Source organism: Enterobacter sp. RHBSTW-00975 (assembly GCF_013615235.1).
GTDB classification, from domain to species: Bacteria; Pseudomonadota; Gammaproteobacteria; order Enterobacterales; family Enterobacteriaceae; genus Enterobacter; species Enterobacter ludwigii.
Map to the genome: position 1 here is coordinate 3,637,026 of NZ_CP055883.1, position 19,929 is coordinate 3,656,954.

At 54.9% G+C, this 19,929-nt stretch carries 22 protein-coding genes; 18 read left to right on the plus strand and 4 right to left on the minus strand.

Features of this window, described 5'->3' with window-relative positions; translation table 11 throughout:
- Positions 1-139 precede the first annotated feature (139 nt).
- Positions 140-1,069, plus strand: coding sequence for a LysR substrate-binding domain-containing protein (locus tag HV340_RS17465; RefSeq protein ID WP_020883871.1), 930 nt, complete (start codon positions 140-142; stop codon positions 1,067-1,069).
- Here the strand turns inward: HV340_RS17465 and HV340_RS17470 are convergent.
- Positions 1,066-1,224 carry a YqaE/Pmp3 family membrane protein gene (locus tag HV340_RS17470; protein ID WP_032678825.1) on the minus strand — a complete coding sequence of 53 codons (159 nt, stop codon included), beginning with the start codon at positions 1,222-1,224 and terminating at the stop codon, positions 1,066-1,068. The genes HV340_RS17465 and HV340_RS17470 overlap by 4 nt on opposite strands.
- A gap of 179 nt (positions 1,225-1,403) precedes the next feature.
- Between HV340_RS17470 and HV340_RS17475 the strand changes: the two genes are divergently transcribed.
- The 3 genes from HV340_RS17475 (at position 1,404) to HV340_RS17485 (ending at position 2,493) form a co-directional block, all read left to right on the plus strand.
- Positions 1,404-1,703 carry a metalloregulator ArsR/SmtB family transcription factor gene (locus HV340_RS17475; protein WP_020883869.1) on the plus strand — a complete coding sequence of 100 codons (300 nt, stop codon included), beginning with the start codon at positions 1,404-1,406 and terminating at the stop codon, positions 1,701-1,703.
- Positions 1,704-1,712: 9 nt separating this feature from the next.
- Positions 1,713-2,234 (plus strand): rhodanese family protein, encoded by a 522-nt coding sequence (locus HV340_RS17480; protein WP_040018936.1) that lies wholly within the window; start codon positions 1,713-1,715, stop codon positions 2,232-2,234.
- Between the two features lie 79 nt (positions 2,235-2,313).
- Positions 2,314-2,493: a hypothetical protein gene (locus HV340_RS17485; protein WP_014171310.1), complete on the plus strand. Its 180-nt coding sequence runs from the start codon at positions 2,314-2,316 to the stop codon at positions 2,491-2,493.
- 38 nt (positions 2,494-2,531) lie between these two features.
- Here HV340_RS17485 and stpA read toward each other — a convergent pair whose 3' ends face one another.
- Positions 2,532-2,936, minus strand: coding sequence for a DNA-binding protein StpA (gene stpA, locus HV340_RS17490; protein WP_020883867.1), 405 nt, complete (start codon positions 2,934-2,936; stop codon positions 2,532-2,534).
- Between the two features lie 493 nt (positions 2,937-3,429).
- Here stpA and alaE point away from each other — a divergent pair, with 493 nt between their 5' ends.
- Positions 3,430-3,879: an L-alanine exporter AlaE gene (gene alaE / locus HV340_RS17495; RefSeq protein ID WP_020883866.1), complete on the plus strand. Its 450-nt coding sequence runs from the start codon at positions 3,430-3,432 to the stop codon at positions 3,877-3,879.
- Positions 3,880-3,911: 32 nt separating this feature from the next.
- Here alaE and HV340_RS17500 read toward each other — a convergent pair whose 3' ends face one another.
- Positions 3,912-4,256, minus strand: coding sequence for a DUF2002 family protein (locus HV340_RS17500; protein WP_006811693.1), 345 nt, complete (start codon positions 4,254-4,256; stop codon positions 3,912-3,914).
- Positions 4,257-4,416: 160 nt separating this feature from the next.
- Between HV340_RS17500 and HV340_RS17505 the strand changes: the two genes are divergently transcribed.
- The 13 genes from HV340_RS17505 to leuA all read left to right on the plus strand — a co-directional run bounded on the left by HV340_RS17505 (position 4,417) and on the right by leuA (position 19,118).
- Complete coding sequence (locus tag HV340_RS17505; protein ID WP_014171314.1) at positions 4,417-4,743, plus strand: DUF883 domain-containing protein; 327 nt, start codon at positions 4,417-4,419, stop codon at positions 4,741-4,743.
- A gap of 252 nt (positions 4,744-4,995) precedes the next feature.
- Positions 4,996-5,235: a glutaredoxin-like protein NrdH gene (nrdH, locus tag HV340_RS17510; RefSeq protein ID WP_020883865.1), complete on the plus strand. Its 240-nt coding sequence runs from the start codon at positions 4,996-4,998 to the stop codon at positions 5,233-5,235.
- Entirely contained in the window at positions 5,232-5,642 is a 411-nt protein-coding gene (gene nrdI, locus HV340_RS17515) for a class Ib ribonucleoside-diphosphate reductase assembly flavoprotein NrdI (RefSeq protein WP_181216123.1), read from the plus strand. Before nrdH ends, nrdI begins: the two co-directional genes overlap by 4 nt.
- Positions 5,615-7,759, plus strand: a complete 2,145-nt coding sequence (gene nrdE / locus HV340_RS17520) for a class 1b ribonucleoside-diphosphate reductase subunit alpha (protein WP_181216124.1) — start codon at positions 5,615-5,617, stop codon at positions 7,757-7,759. Before nrdI ends, nrdE begins: the two co-directional genes overlap by 28 nt.
- Positions 7,760-7,768: 9 nt before the next feature.
- Positions 7,769-8,728: a class 1b ribonucleoside-diphosphate reductase subunit beta gene (nrdF, locus tag HV340_RS17525; protein ID WP_020883863.1), complete on the plus strand. Its 960-nt coding sequence runs from the start codon at positions 7,769-7,771 to the stop codon at positions 8,726-8,728.
- 333 nt (positions 8,729-9,061) lie between these two features.
- Positions 9,062-10,264, plus strand: a complete 1,203-nt coding sequence (proV, locus tag HV340_RS17530) for a glycine betaine/L-proline ABC transporter ATP-binding protein ProV (protein WP_020883862.1) — start codon at positions 9,062-9,064, stop codon at positions 10,262-10,264.
- Positions 10,257-11,321 (plus strand): glycine betaine/L-proline ABC transporter permease ProW, encoded by a 1,065-nt coding sequence (gene proW, locus HV340_RS17535; RefSeq protein ID WP_014171320.1) that lies wholly within the window; start codon positions 10,257-10,259, stop codon positions 11,319-11,321. The genes proV and proW overlap by 8 nt, the downstream gene beginning before the upstream one ends.
- A gap of 9 nt (positions 11,322-11,330) precedes the next feature.
- Complete coding sequence (gene proX / locus HV340_RS17540) at positions 11,331-12,329, plus strand: glycine betaine/L-proline ABC transporter substrate-binding protein ProX (protein WP_181216125.1); 999 nt, start codon at positions 11,331-11,333, stop codon at positions 12,327-12,329.
- Positions 12,330-12,478: 149 nt separating this feature from the next.
- On the plus strand, positions 12,479-13,663 hold the full coding sequence (locus HV340_RS17545) for an MFS transporter (RefSeq protein ID WP_014171322.1): 1,185 nt from the start codon (positions 12,479-12,481) through the stop codon (positions 13,661-13,663).
- A gap of 314 nt (positions 13,664-13,977) precedes the next feature.
- Positions 13,978-14,508, plus strand: a complete 531-nt coding sequence (gene emrR, locus HV340_RS17550; RefSeq protein WP_014171323.1) for a multidrug efflux transporter EmrAB transcriptional repressor EmrR — start codon at positions 13,978-13,980, stop codon at positions 14,506-14,508.
- Positions 14,509-14,635: 127 nt separating this feature from the next.
- A complete protein-coding gene (gene emrA / locus HV340_RS17555; RefSeq protein ID WP_020883861.1) occupies positions 14,636-15,808 on the plus strand; it encodes a multidrug efflux MFS transporter periplasmic adaptor subunit EmrA in 1,173 nt (390 codons plus the stop codon).
- 16 nt (positions 15,809-15,824) lie between these two features.
- Positions 15,825-17,372: a multidrug efflux MFS transporter permease subunit EmrB gene (gene emrB, locus HV340_RS17560; protein WP_020883860.1), complete on the plus strand. Its 1,548-nt coding sequence runs from the start codon at positions 15,825-15,827 to the stop codon at positions 17,370-17,372.
- 96 nt (positions 17,373-17,468) lie between these two features.
- Positions 17,469-19,118, plus strand: coding sequence for a 2-isopropylmalate synthase (leuA, locus tag HV340_RS17565; RefSeq protein ID WP_181216126.1), 1,650 nt, complete (start codon positions 17,469-17,471; stop codon positions 19,116-19,118).
- Here leuA and HV340_RS17570 read toward each other — a convergent pair.
- The gene (locus HV340_RS17570) at positions 19,115-19,879 is read right to left on the minus strand and encodes a helix-turn-helix transcriptional regulator (protein WP_041162833.1); all 765 of its coding nucleotides are present in this window, start codon (positions 19,877-19,879) and stop codon (positions 19,115-19,117) included. The two genes, leuA and HV340_RS17570, sit on opposite strands and share 4 nt — an antisense overlap.
- Positions 19,880-19,929: the final 50 nt, after the last annotated feature.

Genomic DNA, 19,929 nt, shown 5'->3' on the forward strand with positions numbered 1-19,929 from the left:
GACAGCATTCTGCTTATGCCTGATGAAGCCTGACATGACGCGGCTCGACGCGAATAATCAGAACTGTGACCGCCGTCATATGCGTTGTAACAGCGCTGTTAAAATATGTTCAAAACTGATGGCTAACAGGAGCCGTAATATGAATTCCATCTTTACTGAAGAGAACCTGCTGGCCTTCACCACGGCGGCACGCTTTGGCAGCTTCAGCAAAGCCGCCACCGAGCTTGGCGTAACCACCTCTGCCATCAGTTACACCATCAAGCGAATGGAGACCGGGCTGGATGTGGTGCTGTTTGTACGCAATACGCGCAGCATTGAGCTGACCGAGTCGGGGTTTTACTTTTACCGTAAAGCGACCGACCTGCTGAATGATTTTCATGCCATTAAGCGCGGGATAGACACCATTTCACAGGGCATTGAGGCACGGGTCCGCATCTGCATCAACCAGCTTTTGTACACCCCACGCCATACGGCGCGGCTGCTGCAGGTGCTGAAAAAACAGTTTCCTACCTGCCAGATCACCGTCACGACCGAGGTCTACAACGGCGTCTGGGACTCCATTATCAACAACCAGGCCAATATCGCGATTGGCGCACCGGATACGCTGCTCGACGGCGGCGGCATTGATTACACCGAGATCGGTGCCATCCGTTGGGTATTCGCCATCGCGCCGGAACATCCGCTGGCCTTCGTGCCGGAGCCGATAGCCGAAAGCCAGCTGCGTCTGTACCCCAACATCATGGTGGAAGACACGGCGCACACTATAAACAAGAAGGTCGGCTGGCTGCTGCACGGCCAGGAGGCGATTCTGGTGCCCGACTTCAACACCAAATGCCAGTGTCAGATCCTTGGGGACGGGATTGGTTTTTTACCGGAGTATATGGCCCGCGAGGCGGTGGAGGACGGGCTGCTGGTCACGCGGCGAATCAATAATCCGCGTCAGGATTCACGCATGCTGCTTGCCACGCAGCATGCGGCGACCGGCCAGGTCACGCGCTGGATCAAACAGCAATTTGGTCCACAGGGCGTGCTGACCGGGATATACAGCGACCTATTGTGGCGCGCTTAGTTTTTGCTTTGCACCCAAAACGCGTGAATAAGACCAGGGATGTAGCCCAGTAAGGTCAGAACGATGTTAATGATAAACGCCCAGCCAAACCCTTTGCCGAGCAGCACACCCAGCGGTGGCAGGATAATAGTAAAGACAATACGCCAAAAACCCATAACGACTCCGTGCAAGCTAACCAATTGAAAATACAAAAGAGAACATTCTCTAAGCGTAGCCAGTTTAACGGCCTGCGCCATCTCTTTATCGCCCTTTTACCCTCTTTTACGCTTTTGACACTGGCTTAATCCTCTCCATTAGTTTAGAGTTTACTTAATTAAGTAAAGACTAAACTAATATGACTGAACTCGAACAACTTCAGGCCAGCGCCGGACAGGCCGCAGCCCTGTTAAAAGCGATGAGCAATCCGCGTCGGTTGCTGATCCTCTGCATGCTGTGCGGTACACCGGGTACCAGCGCGGGCGATCTGGCGCGGGCGACGGGGCTTAGCCCATCCGCCACGTCACAACATCTGGCGCGTATGCGTGAAGAGGGGCTTATCGACAGCACCCGTGAAGCGCAGCGCATTCTGTATTTCATTAAAAACGATGCGGTGCATCAGCTTATCAGTACCCTGAAAAGCCTCTATTGCCCGTAAGGAGCCACCATGTCACTACCGCTCATTTCACCCCTGCAGGCCAATGCGCTCGTTGCTGAAGGTGCAAAACTGATCGATATTCGCGATCCCGACGAATATGCCCGCGAGCATATTCCCGCCGCCCGGTCCGTGCCGCTGGACACCTTACCCGGCGGGCTTGAGACGCACGCGGGCGAAACGGTGATTTTTCACTGCCAGTCTGGCGCCCGGACATCCTCGAACGCAGCCCGCCTTGCTCAGGCTGCCGCGCCTGCTCAGGCGTTTATCGTTGAAGGCGGAATTCAGGGGTGGAAGCAGGCTGGGTTGATCACGCAGGAAGACACATCACAGCCGCTGCCGTTGATGCGCCAGGTACAAATTGCCGCCGGGCTGCTCACCCTGTGCGGGGTCGTGCTGGGCTTTACGCTCTCCAGCGGCTTTTTCCTGCTGAGCGGCTTTGTGGGTGCCGGGCTGCTGTTTGCCGGGCTGACCGGGTTTTGCGGAATGGCGAGACTGCTGAAAGTGATGCCCTGGAACCGGCGTACCTCATAAGCAGTAATCGGTGAAATACGCTGTACCCGGCATCAGACGTGGGCTAAGGTGAAGATCATTGAAACGATGAGGAGGTAGTATGTTTTCTGTCGGTGATTATGTGCAACCGCGTAAAGGCGGCCCAAAACTGAAAGTACTCGAAGTGAACGGCGATAGCGTTGTGGCGGTTCAGGCCAGCAATGAGCAAGGCGAGAAATTTACCCTGAAGGCCGCAGACCTGGCCCTGTATACCGAAGAGGGTGATTTCGGCGTCTGCTAAACAGGCAACCGGGCGGTGTCTTCCGCCCGGCTCATGGATTAAATCAGAAAATCATCCAGTGATTTACCGTTTGCCAGTGCATTGGCAATAGGCTTTGGCGTACGCCCCTGACCGGTCCATGTTTTCTCTTCACCGTTGAGATCAATAAAGCGATATTTCGCTTCACGCGGTTTACGTTTTTTCGCTGGCTTACCGGCCTGCGCCATATCTGAACCGAGGAGATCGGACGGTGAAATACCATCAGCTTTCATCAGTTCCAGCAGGGCATTAATTTTTTCCTGCTGCTCAGCGCGTTGTTGCTCTAATTCCGCCAGCTCACTCCGTTTCTCTTCAGCAACGACCCTGACTTTTTCCAGCATTTCTTCAAGAACGTCCAGGGATAATTCACGCGCCATCGCACGCAGAGTTCGGATATTATTAAGATTCTGTAACGTCAAAGACATATATTTGAAAACCTTTTCTTTAGGGTAAATCGAAAAATCGACAAGAGAATAATTCATTTCGCCTGGAATATCTACCCGCGGGCACGTCTTGCTAAAAATGTAAATGTTTTAAAATATCGCGTTTAATAATATCGGCGGATAACTGTCGATACCGCCGGATTCAATCTTTATCTCAGTATAAACGGTTAGATTTAATCCAAATCAAAGCATGCCGCACTGTCGTCGTTCGGGCAGAACGTTCGCTTCGGCACGCTTAAGATCAACAGATTGATTTACATACAAAAACTGACGGCAGGGACAGATTATAACGAACCGAACAAAAAACACGCAATTTTAGAGAATTTTGTGGACAAAACGCGACTAAATAAAAATTAATAACTAGTTGTTAGTTCAAAGGCAGAGATATACGCTATACACGACTAACAAACCAACCTAAAGCACTAACCGCTGAGGGAAAATCGTTTCTATTGTGTTCTTCTCAAGGAGTTCAGACATGTTCTCACCGCAATCTCGCCTGCGCCATGCGGTAGCGGATACCTTCGCGATGGTTGTTTACTGTTCCGTCGTGAACATGCTGATCGAAATTTTCCTCTCCGGAATGTCCTTTGAGCAGTCACTTTCTTCTCGTCTGGTGGCAATTCCGGTCAACATTATTATTGCGTGGCCTTACGGATTATACCGCGATGCGGTCATGCGCTTTGCGCGTCGTATTAGCCCGTCAGGGTGGGTGAAAAACCTCGCCGACGTTCTGGCATACGTGACGTTCCAGTCGCCGGTTTACGTGGCTATTCTGCTGACAGTGGGCGCAGACTGGCATCAAATCGTCGCAGCGGTCAGTTCAAATATCGTGATTTCAATGTTGATGGGTGCGGTGTATGGCTATTTTCTCGACTACTGTCGCCGCCTGTTTAAGGTCAGCCAGTACAGCCAGGCCAAAGCATGATGTGAGGCGACTGGCGAATGCCAGTCGCAGATTTACTGTACGTCGCCAAACAGTCCCTTCAAAAACCGCTCCAGCGCCATACGCGAACTGAAGCCATGCGGAATACCATAATGTTCATGCGTTTCACCACCTAAATACAGTGGGAATTGCTGATAATGATCGCAGGTTTTAATATCCGAGGCAGGCTCAGCAAATGACAAACTTCTGTCTTTCAGCGTCGGGTGAATAATGAGAGCGGTACGTCCCATTCTTGCTTCACGATTAACGTAAACATAATTCTCGCCACGGCGATATCCATACGCTTTTGATGTCACCTCATCCATGGTGAATCCCTCTTTTTCAAGAACGCGCGCCACCTCATCAGGTCGTAAATACATATCTTTTCCTCGTTATCTTTTCCTGCCCGGCAACCTTACAGTATTCAGCATTAGCAGGGCTTTCAGAATATTCCATAAACTGCCAGATAACGCGTGACGCGCTTCAGATATTAAATTTCTGGACTAAACTAAACGGGAACGCAAAATTACGGAGGATCGTATGTTTAACAGACCGAACCGAAACGATATTAACGACGACACGCAGGATATTCGTAACGATGTCAGCCAATTAGCGGACTCGCTGGAAGAAGTGCTGAAATCCTGGGGTTCCGGTGCGAAGGACGAAGCGGATGCCGCAAAACGTAAGGCTCAGTCTTTGCTACGTGAAACCCGCGCCCGCATGAATGGGCGTTCGCGCACCACGCAGGCTGCCTGCGATGCCATCAGCTGCGCCAATACCTTCGTTCGCGAAAAACCCCTCTGTACGCTTGGTACGGTAGCCGCGGTGGGTATCTTCGTGGGGGCGCTGCTTAGCCTGCGCAAATAGTCGTCTCAGCCTGTCCGTATCCGCCCCGGTCGCGTCAGCCCCCGGGGCTTTTCTTTGCCTGCGCGCCTGAAAACGCCGTACAGCCCGCCCTGCCCCGCTGTGCTCATCATCGGGGCCATATTAATCTGAAATTCCCATATCTTGTATGGTTGAATCTTCAGACAACTACATCTAGTATTCCCTTTAGCAAGATACACACAACCTGACGCGATGATTCGCGCCGCTCTCTCATTTTAAATGGAAATACGAATCATGAGCATTATTATTTACACTCGTAACGATTGTGTTCAGTGCCACGCGACAAAACGTGCAATGGAAAGCCGTGGAGTGGCCTTTGAGATGGTGAACATAGACCTGCAGCCCGAAGCTGCCGATACCCTGCGGGCACAAGGTTTTCGCCAGCTGCCGGTCGTCGTCGCCGGGGAGACCAGCTGGTCCGGCTTTCGCCCCGACATGATTAACCGCCTCGCCGCCCAGGCCGCCAGGGCATGAGTGGGCTGGTCTACTTCTCCAGCAGCTCGGAAAACACGCTCCGCTTTATTGAGCGCGTCGGGCTGCCTGCGATACGCATCCCGCTTAACGAGCGGGAACGGATCCGGGTAGACGAACCCTACATTCTGGTGGTCCCGAGCTATGGTGGAGGTGGCACCGCGGGGGCCGTGCCTCGCCATGTGATCCGCTTTCTCAACGATCCCCACAACCGACAGCTTATTCGCGGCGTTATCGCGGCGGGCAATCGCAGTTTCGGCGATGCCTTTGGCCGTGCCGGGGATGTTATTTCTCAAAAATGCGGCGTGCCGTATCTCTATCGTTTTGAACTGATGGGGACACAGCAGGACGTAGAGAACGTGCGTAAAGGAGTGAACGAATTTTGGCAACGACAACCGCAGAACGTGTAATTCAGGCGACACCGGATTACCACGCATTAAACGCGATGCTGAACCTCTATGACCGTGAGGGGCATATTCAGTTTGGCAAAGATCATGAGGCGGTGGAGGCGTTTATCGCCACCCACGTCCGCCCCTACAGCATGACCTTTGCAAGCCAGAATGAACGTCTCGATTATCTGGTCAAGGAAGGCTATTACGAAGAGCGCGTGCTGGCCCGGTACGATCGTGCCTTTGTGGAGACGCTGTTCGGGCAAGCCCATAGCCGTGGTTTTCGTTTCCAGACGTTTCTTGGCGCATGGAAGTTTTACACCAGCTATACCCTGAAAACATTCGACGGCAAACGCTATCTTGAAAGCTTCGAGGACCGCGTGGTGATGGTTGCCCTGACGCTCGCGCAGGGCGATGAAACCCTGGCAGAATGCCTGATGGATGAGATGCTCTCCGGCCGTTTCCAGCCCGCCACACCGACCTTTCTTAATTGCGGAAAAGCCCAACGCGGCGAGCTGGTATCCTGCTTCCTGCTGCGCATCGAAGACAATATGGAGTCGATTGGTCGCGCGGTGAATTCGGCGCTGCAGCTTTCTAAACGCGGCGGCGGTGTGGCGTTTCTGCTGTCGAACCTGCGTGAAGCCGGTGCGCCAATTAAGCGCATCGAAAACCAGTCCTCCGGCGTGATTCCGGTCATGAAAATGCTGGAAGATGCTTTCTCGTATGCCAACCAGCTGGGGGCGCGTCAGGGCGCGGGGGCGGTCTATCTGCACGCGCACCATCCGGATATCCTGCGCTTCCTGGATACCAAACGTGAAAACGCCGATGAAAAAATCCGCATTAAGACCCTGTCGCTTGGGGTGGTGATTCCGGATATCACCTTTGCGCTCGCCAAAGAAAATGCCGAGATGGCGCTCTTCTCGCCCTACGACATTGAGCGTATTTACGGGAAAGCGTTTGGTGATGTGGCGATAAGCGCCCTGTATCACGATCTGGTGGCCGACGATCGCATTCGTAAGAAGTACATTAACGCCCGCGATTTCTTCCAGACGCTGGCCGAAATTCAGTTTGAGTCCGGCTATCCGTACATCATGTATGAAGATACGGTCAACCGTGCGAACCCGATTGCCGGGCGAATCAATATGAGCAACCTCTGCTCGGAGATATTGCAGGTGAACAGCGCATCAACGTATGACGAAAACCTGGACTACGCCGACATCGGCAAAGACATCTCCTGTAACCTCGGGTCGCTGAATATTGCCCACACTATGGATTCCCCCGATTTTGGCCGCACGGTGGAGACCGCCATTCGCGGGCTGACCGCGGTGTCAGACATGAGCCACATCCGCAGCGTGCCGTCCATTGAAGCCGGTAATGCCGCCTCGCACGCCATCGGCCTTGGGCAGATGAACCTGCACGGCTATCTGGCGCGGGAAGGTATCGCCTACGGTAGCCCGGAAGGACTGGATTTCACCAACCTCTATTTTTACACCATTACCTGGCATGCGCTGCATACCTCTATGATGCTGGCGCGCGAGCGTAACCAGCGCTTTGCGGGCTTTGAACAGTCGCGTTACGCCAGCGGTGAGTACTTCAGGCCATATCTGGAAGGAGACTGGCAGCCGAAAACCGACAAAGTGCGCCAGCTGTTTGCCGATGCCGGGGTTCTCCTGCCCACCCGCGAGATGTGGCAGCAGCTGCGGGACGATGTGATGCGTTACGGCATCTATAACCAGAATCTGCAGGCCGTACCGCCAACCGGGTCAATCTCTTACATTAACCACGCCACGTCGAGTATCCACCCGATTGTGTCGAAGATTGAGATCCGCAAGGAAGGTAAGACCGGGCGCGTTTATTACCCTGCCCCGTTCATGACCAACGACAATCTGGCCCTGTATCAGGACGCGTATGAGATTGGCCCTGAGAAAATTATTGATACCTACGCCGAGGCGACAAAACACGTGGATCAGGGGCTGTCGCTGACGCTCTTCTTCCCGGACACCGCCACCACGCGCGACATCAACCGGGCGCAGATTTACGCCTGGAAGAGAGGGATCAAAACCCTCTACTACATTCGCCTGCGCCAGCGTGCGCTGGAAGGTACCGAAATTGAAGGCTGCGTGTCCTGCGCGCTGTAAGGAGAAAGGATGAAACTGTCACGCGTGAGTGCCGTTAACTGGAATAAAATTCAGGATGATAAAGACCTGGAGGTGTGGAACCGCCTGACCAGCAACTTCTGGCTGCCGGAAAAAGTCCCGCTTTCAAACGATATTCCGGCCTGGCAAACCCTCAGCCACGCCGAACAGCAGCTGACGATCCGTGTGTTCACCGGTCTGACGCTGCTGGACACCATTCAAAATACCGTCGGTGCCCCTGCGCTGATGGCCGACGCGCTGACGCCTCACGAAGAGGCGGTGATGTCGAACATCAGCTTTATGGAGGCGGTCCATGCCCGCTCCTACAGCTCGATTTTTTCGACGCTGTGCCAGACCAAAGATGTGGACGCGGCATACACCTGGAGCGAAGAAAGCGAGTCATTGCAGCGAAAGGCCAGCCTGGTGCTGGAGTATTATCAGGCCGACGAACCGCTGAAGAAGAAAATTGCCAGCGTGTTTCTGGAATCCTTCCTGTTCTATTCGGGCTTCTGGTTACCGATGTACTGGTCGAGCCGCGGCAAACTGACCAACACCGCCGATTTAATTCGCCTCATCATTCGTGATGAAGCCGTACATGGGTACTACATCGGCTATAAATATCAGAAAGGGCTGGAGAACGTCAGCGAAGAAAAGCGCGAAGCGTTAAAAGGTTTTGCCCTCGATTTGCTGATGGATTTGTACGAGAACGAACTGAGTTATACCGAAGAATTGTACGCCGGTACCGGTTGGGAGGAGGAGGTAAAAGCGTTTCTTTGCTACAACGCCAATAAAGCGCTGATGAATCTCGGCTACGAAGCGCTTTTCCCACCGGAAATGGCCGACGTGAACCCGGCGATCCTGGCGGCACTGTCACCCAACGCCGATGAAAACCACGATTTCTTCTCCGGGTCTGGTTCGTCGTATGTGATGGGCAAAGCGGTGGAGACCGAAGATGAGGACTGGGATTTTTAATGAGCGGATTAACGTTCATTAATTTAATATAAATCTAACAATTTCCTCCCTAATATTTTACGGGCAACTACACTGTAATTCCCCGTTCATATTCGCCTGAATCACTCCGATTCAGGCGAAATTTCGCTGTGCAAAAGCAAAAAATTCAGAAAAATTCAAACCACGCTCAGCCCTTTACTCATGGGAAATTCAGCCGTTTCGCTTACGGCAAAATTCCTGCCATAAGCAAACCCAGGGTTGTCTCAGATTCTCAGTATGTTAGGGTAATGCCAGTTAACTATTTACCATGGTAATGATATCGACATAAACAAATAACAGGACACTCTCTATTGCATGGCAATTAAATTAGAAGTGAAAAATCTTTATAAAGTATTTGGCGAGCATCCTCAGCGCGCATTCAAATATATTGAGAAAGGCCTTTCAAAAGAGCAAATTCTGGAAAAAACCGGGCTGTCGCTTGGCGTTAAAGACGCCAGTCTGGCCATTGAAGAAGGCGAGATTTTTGTCATCATGGGGTTATCCGGTTCGGGTAAATCCACTATGGTTCGCCTTCTCAATCGCCTGATTGAACCCACCCGTGGACAGGTACTGATTGATGGCGTTGATATCGCCAGAATATCAGAGGCTGAACTTCGCGAGGTGCGCAGAAAGAAGATTGCAATGGTGTTCCAGTCATTCGCGCTGATGCCGCATATGACGGTGCTGGATAATGCCGCCTTTGGCATGGAATTAGCGGGCGTTACCGCTAATGAACGTCAGGAAAAAGCGCTGGATGCATTACGTCAGGTGGGCCTCGAGAATTATGCGCATGCCTACCCGGATGAGCTTTCCGGCGGGATGCGCCAGCGTGTCGGATTAGCCCGCGCATTAGCCATTAACCCAGACATTTTATTAATGGATGAAGCCTTCTCGGCACTCGATCCATTAATTCGCACCGAGATGCAGGATGAGCTGGTAAAATTACAGGCTAAACATCAACGTACCATTGTTTTTATTTCCCACGATCTTGATGAAGCCATGCGTATTGGTGACCGTATTGCCATTATGCAAAATGGTGAAGTGGTGCAGGTCGGCACGCCGGATGAAATTCTGAATAATCCGGCCAATGATTATGTGCGCACCTTCTTCCGCGGCGTGGATATTAGTCAGGTCTTTAGTGCGAAAGATATCGCCCGTCGTTCACCGAACGGTCTTATCCGCAAAACACCGGGCTTTGGTCCGCGCTCTGCACTGAAACTGTTGCAGGATGAAGATCGGGAATACGGTTATCTGATCGAACGCGGTAATAAATTTGTTGGCATTGTTTCCATTGACTCCCTGAAAACCGCACTCAGCGAAAATCAGGGTATTGATGCGGCGGTTATCGACTCCCCGCTTGCCGTGGACGCCGAAACGCCGCTCAGCGAGCTGCTCTCTCACGTTGGTCAGGCCCCGTGTGCCGTACCGGTAGTCAGTGAGGAACAACAGTACGTCGGCATCATCTCAAAACGCATGTTGCTGCAGGCTTTAGATCGCGAGGGGACAAACAATGGCTGATCAATCTAACCCGTGGGGAACCACCGAGGCGGCGGACAGCGCTGCTCAATCTGCCGATGCGTGGGGGTCTTCCACGCCTGCGCCAACCGATGGCGGCGCGGCGGACTGGCTCAACAGTGCACCGGCTCCTGCGCCAGAGCACTTCAATATTATGGATCCGTTTCATAAAACGCTGATCCCGCTGGATAGCTGGGTCACGGAGGGGATCGACTGGGTAGTGACTCACTTCCGTCCGGTCTTCCAGGGGATCCGCGTACCGGTGGATTACATCCTGAACGGTTTCCAGCAGCTGATGCTCGGCATGCCCGCGCCGGTCGCTATTGTGCTCTTCTCCCTGATTGCCTGGCAGTTTGGCAGCGCCGGCATGGGTGTCGCCACGCTGATCTCACTGATTGCCATCGGCGCGATTGGCGCCTGGTCGCAGGCAATGATCACCTTAGCGCTGGTGCTTACCGCCCTGCTCTTCTGCGTCGCTATCGGCCTGCCGATGGGGATCTGGCTGGCGCGCAGTCCGCGGGCGGCGAAGATTATTCGTCCGCTGCTGGATGCAATGCAGACCACCCCCGCGTTTGTCTACCTGGTGCCGATCGTGATGCTGTTTGGTATCGGCAACGTGCCGGGCGTCGTGGTGACCATTATCTTCGCCCTGCCGCCGGTCATTCGTCTGACGATACTCGGGATTAACCAGGTACCGGCCGATCTTATCGAGGCGTCGCGTTCATTTGGTGCCAGCCCGCGCCAGATGCTGTTTAAAGTTCAGCTTCCGCTGGCGATGCCAACCATCATGGCGGGTGTCAACCAGACGCTGATGCTGGCCCTCTCCATGGTAGTGATTGCCTCAATGATCGCCGTCGGCGGACTGGGTCAGATGGTGCTACGCGGCATTGGTCGTCTTGATATGGGACTGGCCACCGTGGGCGGCGTCGGCATTGTGATCCTCGCCATTATCCTTGACCGCCTGACGCAGGCTGTCGGTCGTGATTCACGCAGTCGCGGCAACCGTCGCTGGTATAGCACCGGCCCTGTCGGGTTAATCACCCGCCCATTCAGAAAATAAGGAACAACGATGCGACATCGCGTACTTTTTGCCACAGCGTTTGCCACCCTTGTATCCACCAGCACGTTTGCTGCAGACCTGCCGGGCCAAGGCATTACCGTGCAACCGGTGCAGAGCACCATTTCAGAAGAGACCTTCCAGACGCTGTTAGTCAGCCGCGCGCTGGAAAAACTGGGCTATACGGTCAACACCCCAAGTGAAGTGGATTACAACGTGGGCTACACCTCGATTGCCTCCGGTGATGCCACCTTTACCGCCGTCAACTGGCAGCCGCTGCACGACGACATGTATGCCGCCGCCGGCGGGGATAAAAAATTCTACCGTGAAGGCACCTTCGTGACCGGTGCGGCGCAGGGGTACCTGATCGACAAGAAAACAGCCGACCAGTACCACATCACCAATATCGAGCAACTGAAGGATCCGAAGATTGCCAAACTGTTCGACACCAACGGTGACGGCAAAGCTGACATGATGGGCTGCTCGCCGGGCTGGGGCTGTGAGGCGGTGATTAATCACCAGAACAAAGCCTTTGACCTGGCGAAAACGGTCGACGTCAGCCACGGTAACTACTCGGCGATGATGGCCGACACCATTGCCCGCTTCAAAGAGGGTAAACCGGTTATCTATTACACCTGGACACCGTACTGGGTGAGCGACGTGCTGAAGCCGGGGAAAGACGTGGTGTGGCTGCAGGTGCCCTTCTCTTCCCTGCCGGGCGAGCAGAAAGATATCGACACCAAACTGCCAAACGGCATGAACTATGGCTTCCCGGTAAACACGATGCATATCGTTGCTAACAAAGCCTGGGCTGAGAAAAACCCGGCGGCAGCGAAGCTGTTCTCGGTGATGAAACTGCCTCTGGCGGACATCAACGCCCAGAACGCGATGATGCACGCGGGGAAATCGTCCGAAGCTGACATCAAAGGCCACGTGGATGGCTGGATCAAAGCCCACCAGCAACAGTTTGATGGCTGGGTAAAAGAAGCGATGGACGCGCAGAAGTCATAAGAGCCCTTCAGACCTGCCCTCTCCCCACGGGAGAGGGTTAACTCCCCTAAACCGCACAATCCAGCACGTAACAATCCCACCACATTCACAATCATTCGCTATTATGGTTCAGGGAAAAATAATCACTTAACTCACGATTCCTGAACCTGATGACTAAAACAACTCAAGGGCTTAGCCCGGCACTCATCCTTTTAATGTCCGTGGCAACGGGTCTGGCAGTCGCCAGTAACTACTACGCGCAGCCACTGCTTGATACCATCGCCCGCGCGTTTAACCTTTCTGCCAGCTCAGCTGGCTTTATTGTCACCGCCGCGCAGCTTGGCTATGCCGCCGGGCTGCTTTTCCTCGTGCCGCTGGGCGATATGTTTGAGCGTCGGATGCTGATTGTCTCCATGACCCTACTGGCCGCAGGCGGGATGCTGATCACCGCCAGCAGCCACTCGTTAACGATGATGATTATCGGCACCGCGTTAACGGGTCTGTTCTCCGTCGTGGCGCAGATTCTGGTTCCGCTCGCCGCCACTCTCGCCTCACCAGAAAAGCGCGGCAAGGTGGTGGGAACAATCATGAGCGGCCTGCTGCTGGGGATTTTGCTGGCGCGGACCGTCGCCGGGCTGCTGGCAAGTCTTGGTGGCTGGCGTACCGTGTATTGGGTGGCGAGCGTACTGATGGCCGTGATGGCGCTTGCCCTGTGGCGCGGGCTGCCAAAGGTGAAGCAGGAAAATCACCTTAATTATCCGCAGCTTCTCGCCTCCGTTTTCAGCCTCTTCACACACGATAAACTGCTGCGTACGCGTGCGTTGCTGGGCTGTTTGACCTTCGCCAACTTCAGCATCTTATGGACCTCAATGGCGTTTCTGCTGGCCGCACCGCCGTTCAATTATTCCGAAGCGGTGATTGGTCTGTTTGGTCTGGCGGGCGCTGCGGGAGCTCTGGGCGCGCGTCCGGCGGGCGGACTGGCGGATAAAGGCAAATCCCATCTGACGACCTCTGCCGGGCTGGTTCTGCTCCTGCTCTCCTGGGCAGCCATCTGGTATGGCCATACCTCTGTGCTGGCGCTGATCGTCGGTATTCTGGTACTCGACCTCACCGTGCAAGGCGTGCATATCACTAACCAGACCGTCATCTACCGCGTGAAGCCAGAGGCGCGTAACCGCCTCACGGCCGGATACATGACCAGCTATTTTATTGGCGGCGCAGCGGGTTCGTTAATTTCAGCCTCGGCGTGGCAGCATGCCGGTTGGTCAGGCGTGTGTGGGATAGGGGCAATCGTCGCCGCGCTGAATCTGCTAGTATGGTGGCGTGGGTACCATCGCCAGGACGTAATTAACTAAGTTTTACATTGCTTTGGGCCTCTTAGGGTGTAAAGGGGCCCTGCAGTCTGTTAATGTAAACGTAATCATTTATCCCAGAAATTTTAATGTGGGTGACATATTTTCTACCGGCATGAATAGTTCAGACCCCCGTCCTCACATCCTCTCTTCCGCGGGTTCACTCCCAACGCTCTCTGTGCTCACCGGGTCACGGACTTACCCGGCGCTTTCTGATGGTGACATAAGTTTGGCGGATATTACCGCACAAATAATTCATTTACATTATTTGTCACTATCGTTACTATATCGGCTGTAATTAATGAGGTTATGCCCAAATGGATAGTTCGTTTACGCCCATTGAACAAATGCTTAAATTCCGCGCCAGTCGTCATGAGGACTTCCCGTATCAGGAGATCCTGCTGACCCGCCTGTGCATGCACATGCAGGGTAAGCTACTGGAAAATCGTAATAAAATGCTGAAAGCTCAAGGGATTAACGAGACGTTGTTTATGGCGTTAATTACGCTGGAGTCTCAGGAAAATCACAGCATTCAGCCGTCAGAGCTGAGCTGCGCGCTGGGTTCATCCCGTACTAATGCCACCCGTATTGCCGACGAACTGGAAAAACGCGGCTGGATTGAACGCCGTGAAAGCGATAACGATCGCCGCTGCCTGCATCTGCAGCTGACCGACAAAGGTCACCAATTCCTGCGTGAGGTGCTGCCACCTCAGCATAATTGCCTGCATCAACTGTGGTCTGCCCTCAGCACCACCGAGCGCGACCAGCTTGAGCACATTACTCGCAAGCTGCTGACCCGTCTGGACCAGATGGATGAAGACGGCGCTGTTCTAGAGGCGCTGCGCTAACGCGACAACACGCTCAACAATCCCAGACTCATAAGAAAACCGACAGGCCAGCACGTCACACTGCTGGCCTTTCTGACAACAGCTCTGCTCAGCCGATGTGAAAATAAGAAGATCGTGGAGAACAACAATGAGCGCAAATGCGGAGAGCACTACCCCGCAGCAACCGGTCAATAAAAAGGGCAAACGCAAAAGCGCCCTTATTGTACTGACATTGCTCTTTATTATTATTGCCGTGGCATATGGGATCTATTGGTTTTTAGTATTGCGTCATGCTGAAGAGACAGACGATGCATACGTGGCAGGGAACCAGGTACAAATTATGGCGCAGGTATCGGGCAGCGTGACGAAAGTCTGGGCTGATAACACCGATTTTGTGCAAAAAGGGGATGTATTGGTCACGCTCGATCCGACCGACGCCCAACAGGCTTTTGAAAAAGCCCAGACCGCGCTGGCCTCCAGCGTCCGTCAGACCCGCCAGCTGATGATCAACAGCAAGCAGCTGCAGGCCAACATCGACGTGCAGAAAACCGCATTGGCGCAGGCGCAGAGCGACCTGAACCGTCGCGTTCCCCTCGGCACTGCCAACCTGATTGGCCGTGAAGAGCTGCAGCACGCGCGTGATGCCGTTGCCAGCGCACAGGCGCAGCTGGACGTGGCGATTCAACAGTACAACGCCAACCAGGCGATGGTGCTGGGCACTAGCCTGGAAAACCAGCCTGCCGTGCAACAGGCTGCCACCGACGTGCGCAACGCGTGGCTTGCCCTGCAGCGTACTAAAATTGTCAGCCCGATGACCGGCTACGTCTCTCGTCGTTCCGTCCAGCCTGGCGCCCAAATTAGTCCAACCACGCCGCTGATGGCGGTCGTTCCGGCGGACAACCTGTGGGTTGATGCGAACTTTAAAGAGACGCAGCTTGCCCATATGCGTATCGGCCAGACCGCGACGGTGATCAGTGATATTTACGGTGATGACGTGAAGTACACCGGGAAAGTGGTCGGCCTGGATATGGGGACCGGCAGTGCCTTCTCCCTGTTGCCAGCGCAAAACGCCACCGGGAACTGGATCAAAGTGGTTCAGCGCTTGCCTGTACGTATTGAACTGGATGCAAAACAGCTGGCGGACCATCCGCTGCGTATTGGCCTCTCTACGCTGGTAACGGTTGATACCGCCAACCGCGATGGTCAGATCCTGGCAAGTCAGGTGCGCAGCACCCCGGCTTATGAAAGTAACGCCCGTGAAATTAGCCTCGATCCGGTCAATAAACTGATCGATGACATCGTGAAGGCAAACGCCGGTTAATCCGAAGGTGAGCGTTATGCAACAGCAAAAGCCGCAAAAACCGCTGGAGGGGGCGCAACTGGTTATCATGACCATTGCGCTGTCGCTGGCGACATTCATGCAGGTGCTGGACTCTACCATCGCAAACGTGGCGATCCCGACCATCGCCGGTAACCTTGGCTCGTCACTGAGCCAGGGTACCTGGGTCATTACCTCGTTTGGGGTGGCAAACGCCATCTCCATCCCTATCACCGGCTGGCTGGCGAAGCGCGTCGGTGAAGTGAAGCTGTTCCTGTGGTCAACGGTATTGTTCGTGCTCGCCTCCTGGGCGTGCGGTATGTCCAACAGCCTGACGATGCTGATCATCTTCCGCGTCATTCAGGGGATTGTGGCCGGGCCGCTGATTCCGCTGTCGCAGAGTTTGCTGCTGAACAACTATCCGCCCGCTAAGCGCTCTATTGCGCTGGCGCTGTGGTCAATGACGGTGATTGTCGCACCGATTTGCGGGCCTATCCTCGGCGGCTATATCAGCGACAACTACCACTGGGGCTGGATCTTCTTCATCAACGTGCCGATTGGGGCGCTGGTGGTGATGCTGACCCTGCAAACGCTGCGCGGTCGCGAAACCCGAACAGAGCAGCGGCGAATTGACGCCATTGGTCTGGCGCTGCTGGTGGTCGGGATCGGTAGCCTGCAGGTGATGCTCGATCAGGGTAAAGAGCTGGACTGGTTTAACTCGACAGAGATTATCATCCTGACCGTTGTCGCGGTGATATCGCTGAGCTTCCTGATCGTCTGGGAGCTGACGGACGATAACCCGATCGTCGATCTCTCGCTGTTTAAGTCGCGAAACTTCACCATCGGCTGCCTGTGTATCAGCCTGGCCTACATGCTCTACTTCGGCGCAATCGTTCTGCTGCCGCAGCTGTTGCAGGAGGTATATGGCTACACCGCAACCTGGGCAGGTTTGGCTTCTGCGCCAGTGGGGTTAATTCCGGTCCTGCTGTCGCCGATTATCGGCCGCTTCGCTCACAAGCTCGACATGCGCAGGCTGGTGACCTTCAGCTTTATCATGTACGCGGTGTGCTTCTACTGGCGCGCGTATACGTTCGAGCCGGGCATGGACTTTGGCGCATCCGCATGGCCGCAGTTCATTCAGGGCTTCGCCGTGGCGTGCTTCTTTATGCCGCTGACGACCATTACGCTTTCTGGCTTGCCGCCAGAGCGCATGGCGGCGGCATCAAGCCTGTCGAACTTTACGCGTACGCTGGCAGGCTCCATCGGGACGTCGATCACCACGACCCTTTGGACCAACCGCGAGTCGATGCACCATGCGCAGCTGACCGAAGCGGTGAACCCGTTTAACCCTAACTCGCAGCAGATGTACAGTCAGCTTCAGGGAATGGGGATGACGGAGCAGCAGGCATCCGGCTGGATCGCCCAGCAGATCACCAACCAGGGTCTGATTATCTCGGCAAACGAGATATTCTGGATATCGGCGGGGATCTTTATCATCCTGCTGGGACTGGTATGGTTTGCCCGACCACCGTTTGGCGCCGGAGGCGGTGGCGGCGGTGCGCACTAACGTGCGGTGTCCAGATCGCGACAGCGATTGTCAGTAACGATAAAGCAGCGCTCCTGAAATCGATTCACGATAGTGAAAAGACAACAGGAGCGCACCATGCTGAAAACACCTTCCGACAAATACCAACCTCAACCTGCTATTTCCCTGCCCGATCGCCGCTGGCCTGAGCAACGCCTCACGCAGGCGCCGCGCTGGCTTTCCACCGATTTACGTGACGGTAATCAGGCCCTTGCCGAGCCGATGGACAGCAACCGCAAACTGCAGTTCTGGGCGCTGTTACTGCGTTGCGGATTCAAAGAAATCGAAGTCGCTTTCCCCTCTGCCTCGCAGACGGACTTCAATTTTGTGCGTCAGTTGATCGACGAAAACCGCATTCCGGATGACGTCACCATTCAGGTATTAACCCAGGCGCGTGAAGACCTTATCCTGCGCACCTTTGCGTCGCTGCGCGGGGCGAAGCAGGCCACCGTACACCTGTATAACGCCACCGCCCCGCTGTTCCGCCGCCTGGTGTTCGGCATGGAGAAAGCGCAAATCGTTGAGCTGGCGACCCGTTCCACGCGTCTTATCCGCACGCTGTGCGAAGAGAATCCCGCCACCCGCTGGCAATACGAATACTCTCCGGAAACTTTCTGCTTTACCGAGCCGGACTTTGCGCTGGAGATTTGCGAAGCCGTGGCGGACATCTGGCAGCCGTGCGCCGAACGCCCGATGGTGATCAACTTACCGGCCACCGTTGAGGTCAGTACACCGAATGTCTATGCCGATCAGATTGAGTATTTCTGCCGTCATTTCAGCCGCCGCAGCGATGTCTGCATCAGCGTCCATCCGCATAACGACCGCGGCACCGGTGTCGCCAGCGCGGAGCTGGCCCTGATGGCCGGTGCAGACCGTGTCGAAGGGTGTCTGTTTGGTAACGGGGAACGAACCGGTAACGTCTGCCTGGTCACGCTGGCGATGAACCTCTACAGCCAGGGGATTAGCCCGAATCTGGACTTTAGCGACATGAATCACGTGGTGGAGGTGGTAGAAACCTGCAACCAGCTGCCGGTGCATCCGCGCCATCCGTGGGCAGGACGGCTGGCGTATACCGCATTTTCGGGTTCACACCAGGATGCCATCAAGAAAGGCTTTGATGCCCGCAAGCCTGACGAACGCTGGGAAATGCCCTATCTGCCGGTTGACCCACAGGATATTGGTTGCACCTACGAAGCGGTGATCCGGGTTAACAGCCAGTCAGGAAAAAGCGGCAGCGCGTGGCTTATTGAACAAAACCATGGTCTGAAATTACCCCGCGCCCTGCAGCAGGACTTTAGCCAGCACGTACAGCAGGAAACCGACCAGCACGGTAAAGAGATGACGCAGCATGCGCTGTGGCAACTGTTCCGCACACGTTATGGGCTGGTAGAGACGCCGGGCTTTGCCCTGCACGCTTACCGTAGCGACAGCCAGCAGGACGGGCAGTTACATCTGACGGCAAGCGTCACGACGCAGGGCGGGATGCGCCAGCTGGAGGGGCAAGGCAACGGGCTGTTATCCGCGGCGGCCAATGGTATAAGCCGCTGGGTCACGACCCCGTTTGTCATTAAGGACTATCACGAACATACGCTTGGGGAGCGCAGCGACAGCCGCTCGGTGGCGTATATCCGCTGTCTGTTTCAGGATGGTAGCAACCGCTGGGGCGTCGGCATTGACAGCGACGTGGCCCGCGCGTCTCTTCAGGCCCTGTTCAATGCTGTCAGCTAGCTGTCTTTGAAATAATCGCTGGGTGATATCCCCATCACCCGGCGAAACATCGCCGTAAAGGCACTGTGGCTGCCGTAGCCCAGATCCAGCGCCACGCGTAGCACTGGCTGACCTTGTCCCAGGCGCAGCAGCGCTTCCATCAGGCGCGCCCTTCTTAGCCACTCACCGTAGCTTAACCCCGTCTGCTGCTTGAAATGGCGGTTCATCGTACGTTCACTCATACCAAGCGTGTTTGCGGCCTGCATGCTGCCCCAGCTTTCCCCCGGCAACAGCCGGATCTGCTGGCAAAGGGTACGCAACGGCTCGCTTTCCGGCTCAGGCAGGTGAAACGGCAGCACCCGCATCGTGCGGATTTCATCCAGAATGAGCTCATATACGCGCTCATCACGACTGCCAGGCGAGTAGGACGCCTCAAGCGTCAGCGAGGTGAGGATAAGTTCGCGTAACAGACCGGAGATCTGGACTATCTGACAGGTTGCCGGAAGATCGGCTCGCGCCAGGGGATCGATAAACAGCGTACGCGCCGCAACGTTGCCGGTAATACGCAAAGAGTGCGGAGTGCCCGCGGGTAGCCAGACGCCGCGTCCGGGCGGCACCACCCAACAACCTGATGCGGTATCGACTCTCACCACCCCACTCAGGGTATGCAGCAATTGCGCGCAGTCGTGCTGATGCCACGGCTCGCTGTCGCCATGAAGGTAATCATGGGCATAAGGAACAAGTGGGCGATGGGTAAAGGAGAAGGTTGAGGTCGTGGTCATGAGGTTAAACACCCCCTCACCCTACCCTCTCCCTGAGGGAGAGGGAAAAG

Excerpts from the sequence above, each read along its gene's own strand:
- HV340_RS17465 (WP_020883871.1), top strand. The coding sequence starts at position 140 with ATGAATTCCATCTTTACTGAAGAGAACCTGCTGGCCTTCACCACGGCG.
- HV340_RS17470 (WP_032678825.1), bottom strand. The coding sequence starts at position 1,224 with ATGGGTTTTTGGCGTATTGTCTTTACTATTATCCTGCCACCGCTGGGT.
- HV340_RS17475 (WP_020883869.1), top strand. The coding sequence starts at position 1,404 with ATGACTGAACTCGAACAACTTCAGGCCAGCGCCGGACAGGCCGCAGCC.
- HV340_RS17480 (WP_040018936.1), top strand. The coding sequence starts at position 1,713 with ATGTCACTACCGCTCATTTCACCCCTGCAGGCCAATGCGCTCGTTGCT.
- HV340_RS17485 (WP_014171310.1), top strand. The coding sequence starts at position 2,314 with ATGTTTTCTGTCGGTGATTATGTGCAACCGCGTAAAGGCGGCCCAAAA.
- stpA (WP_020883867.1), bottom strand. The coding sequence starts at position 2,936 with ATGTCTTTGACGTTACAGAATCTTAATAATATCCGAACTCTGCGTGCG.
- alaE (WP_020883866.1), top strand. The coding sequence starts at position 3,430 with ATGTTCTCACCGCAATCTCGCCTGCGCCATGCGGTAGCGGATACCTTC.
- HV340_RS17500 (WP_006811693.1), bottom strand. The coding sequence starts at position 4,256 with ATGTATTTACGACCTGATGAGGTGGCGCGCGTTCTTGAAAAAGAGGGA.
- HV340_RS17505 (WP_014171314.1), top strand. The coding sequence starts at position 4,417 with ATGTTTAACAGACCGAACCGAAACGATATTAACGACGACACGCAGGAT.
- nrdH (WP_020883865.1), top strand. The coding sequence starts at position 4,996 with ATGAGCATTATTATTTACACTCGTAACGATTGTGTTCAGTGCCACGCG.
- nrdI (WP_181216123.1), top strand. The coding sequence starts at position 5,232 with ATGAGTGGGCTGGTCTACTTCTCCAGCAGCTCGGAAAACACGCTCCGC.
- nrdF (WP_020883863.1), top strand. The coding sequence starts at position 7,769 with ATGAAACTGTCACGCGTGAGTGCCGTTAACTGGAATAAAATTCAGGAT.
- proV (WP_020883862.1), top strand. The coding sequence starts at position 9,062 with ATGGCAATTAAATTAGAAGTGAAAAATCTTTATAAAGTATTTGGCGAG.
- proW (WP_014171320.1), top strand. The coding sequence starts at position 10,257 with ATGGCTGATCAATCTAACCCGTGGGGAACCACCGAGGCGGCGGACAGC.
- proX (WP_181216125.1), top strand. The coding sequence starts at position 11,331 with ATGCGACATCGCGTACTTTTTGCCACAGCGTTTGCCACCCTTGTATCC.
- HV340_RS17545 (WP_014171322.1), top strand. The coding sequence starts at position 12,479 with ATGACTAAAACAACTCAAGGGCTTAGCCCGGCACTCATCCTTTTAATG.
- emrR (WP_014171323.1), top strand. The coding sequence starts at position 13,978 with ATGGATAGTTCGTTTACGCCCATTGAACAAATGCTTAAATTCCGCGCC.
- emrA (WP_020883861.1), top strand. The coding sequence starts at position 14,636 with ATGAGCGCAAATGCGGAGAGCACTACCCCGCAGCAACCGGTCAATAAA.
- emrB (WP_020883860.1), top strand. The coding sequence starts at position 15,825 with ATGCAACAGCAAAAGCCGCAAAAACCGCTGGAGGGGGCGCAACTGGTT.
- leuA (WP_181216126.1), top strand. The coding sequence starts at position 17,469 with ATGCTGAAAACACCTTCCGACAAATACCAACCTCAACCTGCTATTTCC.
- HV340_RS17570 (WP_041162833.1), bottom strand. The coding sequence starts at position 19,879 with ATGACCACGACCTCAACCTTCTCCTTTACCCATCGCCCACTTGTTCCT.